Below are 12,092 nucleotides of genomic sequence, written 5' to 3'. Positions count from 1 at the left end.
AATCAACGGCATCCGCAATGCGGCAACTGTGGTGACCGACGCGGGTGGGCTGTGGTCGACTGGTCATTCGTCGGCGGACGACCGTTGCGCGTTGGTGTATCCGGGCATGGGTGCTGATGGGTTGACGGCCCGCGCGTCGCGGAATGCGGCGAGGTTGGATGAGGACGCGCCCATCACGGCGTCGACATTTCCGCGGCTGTAGGTGACGGCTTGTTCTCGCTTCACACCGAGGCGGGCACCGACTTCGACGGCGTCCTGGTCGGCGCCCATGTAGAGGAACTGCCAGTCGTAGTCCTTGGTCTGCTGCTCGACCAGCGACTTGATCGCGGGGTGTGTCCACTCCTCGCTGGCATTCTCCATGCCATCGGTCATGATCGCGACCACGACGTTGCCCGGACGATCGGCCTCGGGCAACGCGGCCAACTTCTGGCCGGTGTCGGTGATCAACCGGCCCATGGCGTCCAACAGTGCGGTGCGCCCTCGCGGCGCCAGGTCGAGGGCTGGGACCTCGGTGACCGGTAGGCCGGAATAGACGACCTCGTAGTCGTTGTCGAACTGGGCCAGCGTCACCGCGCACTCGCCGGTCGCCTTGCGCTGCTCGGCGATGAACGCCGCGAAACCACCTTCGGTGTCGGACTTGATCGACTGCATCGACCCGGACCGGTCCAGCAGGAACACGACCCAGGTCAGGTTCGGATTGGTCATGCGAATCTCCTTGTCTCCCAGTTGTTACGGTCTCAGGTGCTGCGACGTGGTTTGAACCGCAGCGGCGTGGGTTTGTCGGCCGGGTCGACCGCGGTGCCCGCCTCGCGGTCGTACTGCGCGCGGCGCACATCGGCGGCGGTGACCCGACCGTTGGGGCGGGCGTAGTCGGCCAGCATGCTGGTGCGGGCCAGCCGTGGTCCGACGGCGTTCTCCGACAAGCCCGCCGCCGACGCCGCCGACCGGATGCTCACATCGCTCTCGACAACCGCGCGCGCCATCTGCTCATCGAGCATGGCGCTGGCAATGTCGAGAACAGACCGCAGGTGCCGAAGCGCATCGATGGGCGGTGCGTTCTCGGCCCCGTCCAACGCGTCGCGAATCTGGTTGTACCGATCGTCGGACATGAGCCCCAGCGTACCGCAGAAAGTGCGCTACCGCAGAAAGTGCGGACATTTGGATGTATTTGAGCGTACCCGTCCTGGCGGAACTGCTCCTCAACTGACGGTGCAGGCGCACAATTGAGGTATCAGTCTGAAACCTGGGAGCTGCGATGAGCGAGCAACGGTACGACTATTTCGGCGAGATCTTTCAGCGGTACTTCAGATCCGCCATCGATGTCTATCCACGAGCGGGTGGAACTCTCGTACACCAGTTACTCACACTGAGTGACGACGTCCCCGACAGATTGGCGGAGTCCCGGCACGCCGCAGCGGCGTGGGGCAAAGGCGAGATCCCGAACGCCAGGATCACGTCGGAATTCTTCGTGATAACGCAGCACGGATTGATATACGCCGCCGGGTTGAACGAGTCGCGCCATGCGCTGTACTACCTGGCCACGCCGCCCGCATTGTTCGATCCGCTCATCGATCAAGTCGACGTCGCGGAACCGCGTGAGGGCGGGGTAGTCGTGGTGGACAGTCGCGACGGCCGCGAGCTCGCAACCGCGCATCCGATGGACGCCGCGTTGCGCCGGATACTCGATGAGCACATGGCCCTGCGGGTAGATCTGCCCACGTAGCTGAGCCACCACACTCCTTCGTGAGGAGAAAATCGTGGCCTACTACCGTCGACTCGGCGCAATCCCACCCAAGCGACATACCCAGCATCGAAATGCCGATGGGCAGCTGTATTACGAAGAGCTGATGGGGGAGGAGGGCTTCTCGTCCGATTCGTCGCTGCTCTATCACCGGTACATTCCGTCGGCCATTGTCGACGCGACGGTCTGGGACTTGCCAGACCTGACGACGACGCCGAATCATCCCCTCAAGCCACGCCACCTGAAGCTGCACAACCTTTTCCCTGATGACGTGGCTGCCGACGCCGATGTCGTCACGGGACGGCGATTGATCCTCGGCAATGCCGATATCCGTATCTCGTACGTTGTGGCGGCGAAAGAGTCTCCTCTGTACCGGAACTCGATCGGTGACGAAATTGTGTACATCGAATCCGGCTCGGCCACAGTCGAGACCGTGTTCGGTTCGCTGAATGCCACCGAGGGTGACCACGTCCTCATCCCGCGATCGACCACCCACCGCTGGTTACCCCGGGGTCCGGTGCGGGCCTACGTGATGGAGGCCAACAGCCACATCGCGCCGCCGAAACGGTACCTGTCGAAATACGGTCAGTTGTTGGAGCATGCGCCTTATTGCGAGCGAGACCTACATGGCCCGACCGAAACGATCGTGCGCGAGCAGGCCGATGTGGAAGTCCTGGTCAAGCACCGCGGGTCCACCGCGATCGTGGGCACGCGTTTTGTCTACGCGAACCATCCGTTCGATGTGATCGGCTGGGACGGATGTCTCTATCCGTTCACCTTCAACATCTCGGACTTCGAACCGATCACCGGGCGGGTCCACCAGCCGCCGCCTGCCCATCAGGCATTCGAGGGCGACAACTTCGTCATCTGCAACTTCGTTCCCCGCAAGGTGGACTATCACCCGCTGTCGATTCCGGTGCCCTACTACCACTCGAACGTCGACTCGGACGAGATCATGTTCTATGTCGGCGGCGACTACGAAGCGCGCAAGGGGTCCGGTATAGGTCAGGGATCGGTCTCGATCCACCCGGGTGGGCATTCCCACGGACCGCAGCCGGGCGCGTACGAGCGCAGCATCGGCGTCGAATTCTTCGACGAACTCGCGGTCATGGTCGACACCTTCCGGCCGCTCGAACTCGGCGAAGGTGCGGCGGCGTGCGAAGACACCAACTATGCGTGGTCTTGGGCAAGACATGGGCCGAGCGCGACATGACCGGACTCGACGTTCCGGCAGACTCCCAGTTCGGCGTCAACAACCTGCCCTACGGCATCTTTTCCACCCGAGGCACTGACAAGCGCGTCGGTGTACGGATCGGCGACATGGTGGTCGACTTGTCGGTCGCACTCGGCGATACCGTATTCGCGAATCCGTTGCTGAATCCCTTTATGGCACAGGGGCGTCAACGGTGGGTCGACGTGCGTGCACAGATCGCCGCGCTGGCTACAGAGGGCGATGTCCCGGCCGGAGCACTGCACGCGGTCGGTGCTGTGACCCTGTATTTGCCTTTCGAGGTGGCCGACTATGTCGACTTCTACGCATCCGAGCATCACGCCAGTAATTTGGGCCGACTGTTCCGGCCGGACTCCGAACCGCTGATGCCGAATTGGAAACACCTGCCGGTCGGCTACCACGGCCGCGCCGGCACGGTGGTCGTCTCCGGGACCGACATCATCAGGCCTGCCGGCCAACGCAAGACCCCGTCGCAGAGCGCGCCGGACTTCGGTCCCAGCCGACGTCTGGACATCGAGGCCGAAATGGGTTTCGTTGTGGGAGTTCCGTCCGAACGCGGAGCCCCGATCACGCCGGATCAGTTCGCGGAACACGTCTTTGGTGCTGTCATCGTCAATGACTGGTCGGCCCGTGACATCCAGGCCTGGGAGTACGTGCCGCTCGGTCCGTTTCTCGGAAAGAGCTTTGCGACGTCGATCTCGCCGTGGGTGGTGCCACTGCTCGCACTGGAGGAAGCCAGGATCAGCACCCCGATCCAGGATCCTGAACCGTTGCCCTATCTTCGCGAAGGGCGCTCGTGGGCACTCGACATCGATCTTGCGGTCGAATGGAACGGGCACGAGGTGTCGCGACCTCCGTACGGTGCGATGTACTGGTCGCCGGCGCAAATGCTGGCACACACCACGGTCAACGGTGCGTCATCACGCACCGGCGACCTGTTCGCCTCCGGAACGATCTCCGGCCCAGCGAAAGAACAGCGTGGCGCATTCATCGAATTGACCTGGGGAGGAACTGAACCCGTCGCGGTCGGCGATGAGATGCGAACCTTTCTTGAAGACGGAGACGAGGTCGTCATTTCGGCAAGCGCGCCGGGTCCGGGCGGGACGCGGATCGGATTCGGTGATGTTCGCGGACGGATTGTCGGTAGTTGACATCCATGCCGTCGCCGGTGATGGTGGCCTGCGCGTCAGAGGTTGCCGCGGGCGTTCTGTTCCCGCTCGATCGCCTCGAAGAGCGCTTTGAAGTTGCCCTTTCCGAATCCCAGCGAACCGTGCCGCTCGATGAGTTCGAAGAAGAGGGTCGGTCGGTCGACCACAGGCTTGGTGAAGATCTGCAGCAGGTAGCCGTCTTCATCACGGTCGACCAGGATGCCCCGCTTCTGCAGTTCCTCGATGGGAGCTCTGACCGCGCCGATCCGCGCGCGTAGTTCCAAATCCTCGTAGTACGAATCCGGAATGGCCAGGAACTCGATACCTTCATCGACCAGGACGTCGACGGCCGCGAGGATGTCATTGGTCGCGAGCGCGAGATGCTGCACCCCGGGTCCCTGGTAGTACTCCAGGTATTCGTCGATCTGGGACCGCTTCTTGGCGATGGCCGGCTCGTTGATCGGGAACTTCACTCGATGATTGCCGTTGGTCACCACCTTGCTCATCAGCGCGGAATAGTCGGTGGCGATGTCTTCGCCGACGAACTCGGCCATGTTGGTGAACCCCATGACGCGGTTGTAGAAGTGCACCCATTGGTCCATCATTCCCAGTTCGACGTTCCCGACGACGTGGTCGAGTGCCTGGAAGATTCTCCTGGGTGCACCAGGTCGCTTCAGGTACGACGAAGTCCGCTCCACGTAGCCGGGCAGATAAGGCCCGCGGTACCTTGACCGGTCGACCAGTGTGTGGCGGGTGTCGCCGTAGATGGCGATCGACGCCATTCGGACGGTCCCGTTCTCGTCAGACAGGTCGTGCGGTTCGCTGAGAACAGTCGCCCCCTGTGCGCGGGCGTGCCGGATGCATTTGTCGACGTCGGGAACCGACAACGCGATGTCGACAATGCCGTCGCCGTGCTTGCGCTGGTGCTCGATCAGCTTGCTCGCAGGATCCACCGCACCCTTGATGACGAATCGTACTGCGCCACTTTCGAGTACGAAGGCGTGGTGATCACGGTTGCCGGTCGAGGGTCCGGAGTAGGCAACCAGTTCCATGCCAAACGCCGATTGAAAGAAGTGTGAAGTCTGCGTGGCGTTTCCGACGATCCAGACCAGCGCATCCCAGCCGCTGACCGGGAAGGGGTCGCGGTGTCCGTCGTACTCGACGAGGCCGACAAGCTGCCGGAGTTGCTCGAGGTCGAGGTCCGCCAAGTGTTCTTCGTTGGTGAGGGCGTAGTCGATACTCATCGCAGGGCCTTTCTCGGCACCCTTTTGGTGGTAGCCGTACAAACAGATAACCTTCCGACCGGTATTTCGTGCAATCGAGCTATTCGGAGCTAATCAAATTGGTAACAATCGGCCGGTCCGAGGCTGTCCACGCTATACAATCTGTATATATCTCGATGGGTTACTGAACGGCGATGATGGTTCCCGAAGCAACGGTCCTCGACGAGTTGGATTTCGCATTGCTCAGCGCAATGCACGAGTCTCCGCGGGCCGGCGCGCTGGAGTTGTCGCGACAGCTCAGCGTCGCACGAGCAACCGTCCAGGCGCATCTTCGCAGGCTCGAAGAGTCAGGTGTGATCGCGGGATACGAACCCACCATTGGCCTCGCTGCAGCGGGATTTGGAGTCCAAGCTTTTGTGACGCTCGAGATCGCGCAGGGTGATCTGGACAGTGTGACCAACGAACTCGCTTCGATACCAGGCGTTTTGGAGGCGTACGCCACAACGGGATCAGGCGACGTGCTGTGTCGTATCGCTGCAGCATCTCATGATGGTCTTCAGTCCACTTTGATCGAACTGAACCGATCCACTGTCGTGACCCGATCGACAAGCGTGATCGCACTGTCGGTGATCATTCCACTGCGCACCATGCCTCTGTTGAAGACTCTCGATCCAACCCGAGATACGAAAGCTCCTGCCTTTCGGAAGTCTCGAAGGGCGCCATAGGTACCGGCAATCGGTGACCAACGTCCCCCGACACCACGCGTACGCACCAGTAGCGTCAGACTGTCAATATCCGGAGCCATGTCGTGGCGTCGGTGAACCGGTTGTCGCGGTCCTCGAGATTCGAGGTGAGCGCTCACGCACCGACCGGCTGTTCGGGAAAGGTACACAATGACCAACATCCTGATCGCCTACGGAACCACCGAAGGGCAGACCGCAAAGATCGCCGAGTACATCGCGGACGTGGTGCGCAGCCACGGCTTCGAGGCGGAAGTGATCAACATCGAGGAAGCCCACGACGTCGCGCCCGACACTTACGACGGCGTCATCGTGGGGGCCTCCATCCATATGGGCAAACACGAGAAGCACGTGGTCAAGTTCGTGGAGCAGCAGCGCGATGCGCTCGACCGGTTACCTTCGGCGTTCTTCTCGGTGAGCCTCTCAGCCCATGGCGATACCGAGGAGGCCCAGGGATACGTCGAGCAGCTCGAGAAGGACACCAGGTGGGTTCCGCCCCGCGTCGCCTTGTTCGGCGGTGCGCTTCTCTACACCCACTATGGGTTCGCGAAGCGCCACATCATGAAGAGGATCGCCCACGACAGGCCAGGCGGCCTGGGCACCGATACCTCGCGCGACTATGTCTACACCGAGTGGGACGGCGTGCGGCGGTTCGTCGAGGACTTCTTGACCGACCTGGCGTCCGCGCGTGGGGCGGGGAGCGCCGAACCGAGCTAGAATGACGAAATATCTTGAACAGCAGGATGTTTCGCGACCGAGATGCGTTCGGAGGCATACGGGTCGAGAGACGTCACGGTCCTCCGCGTCGATCGTTCGCGCGTTGGTGGCAGGCGCGCGGGGAGATAATCTGGTGGTTGGTCAGTAGTCCAAGAGAGTTCTGAGGGTGTGTAGCCATGGCGGTGAACGAGGACGCGCGGATGTGTGAGCGATGCGCGCAGAAGTGGTTCGCAGGCCGGTCTGCCAAGGCACCGAAGCCGCGTTGGTACGACGAGGGTGGGGCGCTGTGGGGAAGTGGGGCCGCACGAGTCGCGCGACTGCCAGGTAATCATGAACGTTCGCTCGCCAGTCGCGATCTATGGTCTCGGTGCCCGAACTGCGGCTCAACCAGGGTCAAGACCGTCAGTCATCGGAATTTTGTTCCGACCGGCGCACAGAGCGGGGTACCGTGGCCGCCAGCTCCTGCACCCTGGTCGCCGGCTCCCGCGAACATTTCCGGATTGCCCTCGTGGCTGAATTCGCCGCACAACCTCCCCAAAAATGAGAATCCACTCTGGACTGCGTTCAAGGCATTTATGAAGGTTCACTGGCGGATCGTTCTCGCGATTTTCTGCAGCATCGGGGCGGTCGTGATGCCGTTCGGCGGTGAGACGGTGGGAGACAAGGTCGGAGGGTCGCTTGCCTACCTCGCAGGCGCAGTTGTCTTCTGGACGCTACACGCCCGGCACGTCGCCCCGGAGAGATCTCTGACACCGGCGCCGGCGGGTCCACTGTACGACGAGGTGGACATGACAATCGACGACGGATGGTCGCGGCGTCTGTCGAGCTGCCGGATGAAGGCGGGCGTCTTCAATGAAGTCGGCGCCGCCACCAAGTCCGACGCGGTCAGGTCTTGGTTGTCGTCTATTTCGGACGACACTGACGCGCAGCTCGTCGTAGCCGACGACCTCGCTGCCCTCGGGCGATCAATAGAACCGGGGTTTAGCGGGGACGATGAGCCGAAGAACGTGGCTGCACGCGAGGCCTGGTCCCGGCTCGGTGTATTTGAGACCGGCCTGGACGACGCAATCACGAGTGCTGCGCAGATCAGACTCAACTCGCTATCGCCCGGTACCAACCTCGAAATGATCCGTGGTCAGCTCGAGATGCTGAAGAGTCAGCTCCCCTCGTTAGACCAGCGTTAGCGGGTCGATTCCGGGCTTGAGGGCTCGGTCGCCGCCGAGCGTGCCGATCCGACCGCCGAGCGTGCCCACATTACCGCCGAGCGGGCCGAAAATACCTATGCAACAACATTTTTGGCACACTCGACGGTGATTACGGCACGCTCGAGGGACCTAGAGTCGGCGGCACCACACCGCCGGCGTGCAGGATTCGGTTTGGTGGTGCCGTCGGCAGCTGCGGGATCCTGTCAGAAGCTTACAGCCTGTCCATTTCACGCCACATCGCTGCATGCTCGATGAATGAGTAGTGGCTGGGGTAATGCTTTGGCCGGTCGGTCTTTTCGGCGCCCACGAACTGGGCCCGCACAGCGGCCAGAAGGCGGTGGCGCCACACCGCGGGTCCGGCTGGCTCGCCTCGCCGGGCGCTGCGGCGCGGTTGCACGCCAAGATTCGCTGCTATTTCGGTCATTTCGACCACTCCCTGAGATTCGATCTTCAGGTGCCCGGTCCCGCCGGACCCCTCATGACCGCAAAACTACGAGTGAACGCGCGAGACATCACGAGTAGTTGAATACCCGATTTCCTGGCGACCCTGCCGCGTAGCACACGTATTCAGGAACACGCGTGCTACATCACGACGTCCAGCTGGGGCGGTGTGCCCTCTTTCGAGGGCGGTGTCCTGTTCGTGCCGAGGACGTCGACCCGGCCGGGTTTCTGGTCCACGGCGAGATCGGTAAGCGCTACGCCGCTATGGGCTGGGAAACCGGGCCGCTCGGGCTACCCACGTGCGACGAGAAGTCAGTCGCGGGAACCGACAACATCACCCAAACCTTCGAGCATGGTCGGCTGACCTGGTCACCGACCGGAGTGGTGGTCACCCTCGAACAGACCGAATCGAAGGGGAAGTAGAAGATCGAGCGGACCTTCCCGGTGCGTTCGCCGGTGCGCTGGGCAACGTCGAGGCGAAGGTTGAAGCGATGGCTTCGCAGTCCCGGGCTGCTGTTTTGTCGAATCATACAGTGGAGGAGCGATATTCGCGTTTGTTGATGCTGGGTGTTCGGCAGTTGTCAAGTCGAGTTGTTGTGGACAGTCAGGCATTCGATGGGTGATTTGCACTCGCGTCAGCGGGATTCTATGACGAAGAGTTCAGGCCGCTGCAGTCATGCTCCTGTTCAGCTGACGGTGATGCGGACCTTCGCGAAGTTTGCGTTGTGGTCGCGCATCAGGATCGCGGTGTTATTTGACGTCGATCGTTCTGGCGTGTCAGTGGTGACGATCCAGCCGACGAAGTACTGGCCTGCCGGGACGGAATTGGGTATCCGCACGTTGAGCGAACCGCTCCACCAGCTGGTGAATGTATTCCAGGTGAAGGAAGCTATCTCGTGATCGCTGGCGGTGATCACCTCGTTTGTTGAGAGGTAGAACTTCAACCGGACGTTCTGCGCAGCGACATTGCCCCGGTTCTCTACATGAACGAAGCTGATTGTGGCGGTATCGCCACGGCGCACCGCCTCGGTTGATATGCGGGTCATGACGAGGTTCCCGGCGGTACCGGGGTTGTCGTGCGCCTGTGACCAGGTTGCCATGTCGGTGAATTGGGCAATGTTCCAAGTCCCAGCACCTTTGTTGGAATTCACCCACTGCAGCATGGCCCGCACTCCCTGATGGTCGTCCCGCCTGGAGTACCACAGGGAGCCATAGTTTGGGGGTTGCCGGAACGTTCCTGGATATAGCAGCGCCATCCGCGCGGTCTCATGGTTCAGCGTCAATGCATGCCCGAACTCGTGAGTCAGCGATTTGCGGAACTGGGCCTCGTTTGCGGCGATAGCCGGGTTGATGAGGATGTCGGTCTCGCGGATCCTGTTGTTGCTGTCGACCCAGGTGTAGCAGACACCGTTGGCGGAGAGCACGTTCCACGTGTCGAAGCCGCCAGCGGTCATCTGTGCGTTGGTCAAGACACCGACACTGTTCTGGTTGTTGTTGGCCACAGGCAACCGGTTGCGTATTGGCTGTCCGTCGGCTGTGGTGATCTTGTACGCGAAGAGGCCGAGATTGTTGTTGACCAGGGTGTTCCAACTCCCACGGCAGTGGCTGGTCCAGGCCCAGTTGTTGTCATCAGGCATGAAATGAAAGTGACTCTGGAAAGCAGTGACGTGGCTGCCTATGAGGACCGCGCGGAGAGGGCCTTCGCTCACGGTGCCACGCTCCGACTCCTGACCCGGCCTCTGAGTGCTCGTCGGCGGCGGGCTTGTCAGCGGTGGGGCCGCAGGGTCTTCTTCCTCTTCGACGGCCGAACGATCTTCCGACGGTGAAAGCCGGCTGTTGCGGGCTCGGAGATACTGCACGACCGCTTGCAGGTTCAGCGCACGCTGTCGCGCGACGGACGCCTCCGGAGGCGCAGGCAGCGGTTCCGATGCCTCGTCTGGAGAGCCCTCCATCGGTTCGATTGGCCTCGCGATTGGCCGCACGTAGCGAAGCGACTCGTAAGTCGGCGACGCCTGAGCGACGGGACCCTGCTGACTTTCGATCAGAACACGGCCGGCGGCGTCGGCTACCGCGTCGCCGTCGTCGTGGACCTGCAGGACCTGCCGAAGCCACAAATCCTCTCCGACACGGTCGGCGAAAATCACGTAGCGCTCGCCGGGGATCAAATTGAACGAATCTTCGGTCGAGACACTCGAGCCGTCCGGATATACGCCGCCCGTGTCTTTGACGGTGACAAACTCACCTGCCGACTGCCCGCGAAGAAGTTCGTTGATTCTGAACACATAACTGGTTCTGAGTACGCCCAGTCCTTCCGGTGTGTAACGCACACCGTCAGCCAGGCTGACATCGGCGACGAGGTCCGAGGAGCGTAGCTGGTCTGAGATATCCGGGCCCCGGACATCCCCAGTGAGAACGTCTTTCGCGACCTGGACATCCTCCACGCGATCGACCTGGTCACCTACATTGGCACTTTCACTGTCCTCATCAAACTCAGACATGCTTGGCTCCGTTCAACAGACGATCTGGGTATCAACCATTTGTCACAATGATGCAAGGCCCGCATCCATTGGTCCCGAGTAGTCGACTACCTCAATCGTCGGTCGAGGGAACTTGTGTGGGCGAGCCGAAGACAACCGGTACCGTTTGGGTACCGAAACCTGCACCATGTTGGTATCGACGGGCACCGTGACATTGCCGACTCGTGCTGACAAACCTTTCACTACGCTGAGGTGTCAGCGATCTTCTGAATTATCCAGTGCCAGCACTTCATTGAGCACGGCCCGCAGCGCCGGGCTCGGGTCATGGCGTCGCCAGGCGACGCGGAGGTCGACGTCGAGACTGCGCTCTTCCAGCGGAACGAACACGATGTGTGGATCGGTGACGTTCTCTGCCACCGACGCCACAGTGAGATGGCAACCGACTTCGGCGCTCACCAGTGCAAGTGCAGTCTGCGTGTCAGGGGCGATCTGTACGACCTCGGCGACGAAGTCGTTCTCGCTGGCCAGTCGTCTGAGGCGATCAGGCAGAACTGCACCCTCGTGTGGAGGAAGGGAAACAAAGCCGTCGCCCGCCAACCGGGCGATCGACAGGTGCTGGGCGCCGGCAAGAGCGTGGGAGTCCGGCAGAGCCACCACGAGCGAGTCGGTCATCACCACCTGCGTCTGGACGTCGGCGGGAATGACGTCCCAGCGACCGAGTGCAAGGTCGGTCTCGCCCTGAACCAGTTTTTTCATCGCCGGCTGAGCGAAGTTCTGGCTCGACAATTCGAGTTTGATACCCGGACTCTGAGATCGGACGACGCGGGCCAATCGGGCCACCAGTCGGTGAGTCGATACTCCCGCGAACGCGATTCGCACGGTCCCGACCTCCCCGTCTTCTGCCGATTGCACTGCACCCTCGGCCCGGCGTAGAGCTTCGAGGACCTCCTGCGCCGGACCGATGAGCGCGTGTCCGCTGGCGGTGAGGCGTACGGAGCGGGTGTTGCGGTCGAACAATCGCGTCCCCAGCTCGCGTTCGAGGTTCTTGATGGTTCGACTCAACGGCGGTTGGGCAATGTGCAGCCGTTCGGCCGCGCGACCGAAGTGGAGTTCTTCAGCGACGGCGAGAAATGATCGAAGCTGATCAATGTCCATTTCTGACTCCATCC

Annotated in this window: 13 protein-coding genes; 7 read left to right on the top strand and 6 right to left on the bottom strand. The window is 61.7% G+C overall.

Annotated features, from left to right (window positions below):
- Nucleotides 1–63 precede the first annotated feature (63 nt).
- Nucleotides 64–705 carry a vWA domain-containing protein gene (locus H290_RS0118250; RefSeq protein WP_020108268.1) on the bottom strand — a complete coding sequence of 214 codons (642 nt, stop codon included), beginning with the start codon at nt 703–705 and terminating at the stop codon, nt 64–66.
- 32 nt (nt 706–737) lie between these two features.
- Nucleotides 738–1,109, bottom strand: a complete 372-nt coding sequence (locus H290_RS0118245) for a hypothetical protein (RefSeq protein ID WP_020108267.1) — start codon at nt 1,107–1,109, stop codon at nt 738–740.
- Between the two features lie 146 nt (nt 1,110–1,255).
- Here H290_RS0118245 and H290_RS0118240 point away from each other — a divergent pair, with 146 nt between their 5' ends.
- From H290_RS0118240 to fahA, 3 genes are read left to right on the top strand one after another with little or no spacing between them, the layout of a single operon-like run.
- On the top strand, nt 1,256–1,723 hold the full coding sequence (locus H290_RS0118240) for a hypothetical protein (protein WP_020108266.1): 468 nt from the start codon (nt 1,256–1,258) through the stop codon (nt 1,721–1,723).
- A 34-nt stretch (nt 1,724–1,757) separates the two neighbouring features.
- Nucleotides 1,758–2,954 (top strand): homogentisate 1,2-dioxygenase, encoded by a 1,197-nt coding sequence (locus H290_RS0118235; protein WP_028463358.1) that lies wholly within the window; start codon nt 1,758–1,760, stop codon nt 2,952–2,954.
- Complete coding sequence (fahA, locus tag H290_RS0118230; RefSeq protein ID WP_028463357.1) at nt 2,951–4,123, top strand: fumarylacetoacetase; 1,173 nt, start codon at nt 2,951–2,953, stop codon at nt 4,121–4,123. Before H290_RS0118235 ends, fahA begins: the two co-directional genes overlap by 4 nt.
- 35 nt (nt 4,124–4,158) lie before the next feature.
- Here fahA and hppD read toward each other — a convergent pair whose 3' ends face one another.
- A complete protein-coding gene (gene hppD, locus H290_RS0118225; protein WP_028463356.1) occupies nt 4,159–5,364 on the bottom strand; it encodes a 4-hydroxyphenylpyruvate dioxygenase in 1,206 nt (401 codons plus the stop codon).
- Between the two features lie 173 nt (nt 5,365–5,537).
- Here hppD and H290_RS0118220 point away from each other — a divergent pair, with 173 nt between their 5' ends.
- The 3 genes from H290_RS0118220 to H290_RS0118205 all read left to right on the top strand — a co-directional run bounded on the left by H290_RS0118220 (nt 5,538) and on the right by H290_RS0118205 (nt 7,984).
- The gene (locus H290_RS0118220) at nt 5,538–6,068 is read left to right on the top strand and encodes an Lrp/AsnC family transcriptional regulator (protein WP_020108262.1); all 531 of its coding nucleotides are present in this window, start codon (nt 5,538–5,540) and stop codon (nt 6,066–6,068) included.
- Nucleotides 6,069–6,236: 168 nt separating this feature from the next.
- Nucleotides 6,237–6,800, top strand: coding sequence for a flavodoxin domain-containing protein (locus H290_RS29060; RefSeq protein WP_020108261.1), 564 nt, complete (start codon nt 6,237–6,239; stop codon nt 6,798–6,800).
- A gap of 575 nt (nt 6,801–7,375) precedes the next feature.
- A complete protein-coding gene (locus H290_RS0118205) occupies nt 7,376–7,984 on the top strand; it encodes a hypothetical protein (protein ID WP_020108259.1) in 609 nt (202 codons plus the stop codon).
- Between the two features lie 232 nt (nt 7,985–8,216).
- On the opposite strand, the gene H290_RS0118200 is transcribed toward H290_RS0118205, so the two are convergent.
- Entirely contained in the window at nt 8,217–8,429 is a 213-nt protein-coding gene (locus H290_RS0118200; protein ID WP_020108258.1) for a hypothetical protein, read from the bottom strand.
- Between the two features lie 155 nt (nt 8,430–8,584).
- Between H290_RS0118200 and H290_RS31745 the strand changes: the two genes are divergently transcribed.
- On the top strand, nt 8,585–8,869 hold the full coding sequence (locus tag H290_RS31745) for an LGFP repeat-containing protein (protein ID WP_231373740.1): 285 nt from the start codon (nt 8,585–8,587) through the stop codon (nt 8,867–8,869).
- 263 nt (nt 8,870–9,132) lie between these two features.
- Here H290_RS31745 and H290_RS0118190 read toward each other — a convergent pair whose 3' ends face one another.
- Both H290_RS0118190 and H290_RS0118185 read right to left on the bottom strand, forming a co-directional pair.
- Entirely contained in the window at nt 9,133–10,944 is a 1,812-nt protein-coding gene (locus H290_RS0118190) for a hypothetical protein (protein ID WP_020108256.1), read from the bottom strand.
- A 234-nt stretch (nt 10,945–11,178) separates the two neighbouring features.
- Complete coding sequence (locus tag H290_RS0118185; RefSeq protein WP_020108255.1) at nt 11,179–12,078, bottom strand: LysR family transcriptional regulator; 900 nt, start codon at nt 12,076–12,078, stop codon at nt 11,179–11,181.
- Nucleotides 12,079–12,092: the final 14 nt, after the last annotated feature.

This window comes from Nocardia sp. 348MFTsu5.1 (genome assembly GCF_000383535.1).
In the GTDB taxonomy this organism is placed as follows: domain Bacteria; phylum Actinomycetota; class Actinomycetes; order Mycobacteriales; family Mycobacteriaceae; genus Williamsia; species Williamsia faeni.
This window is presented reverse-complemented; position numbering and strand designations above follow the sequence as displayed.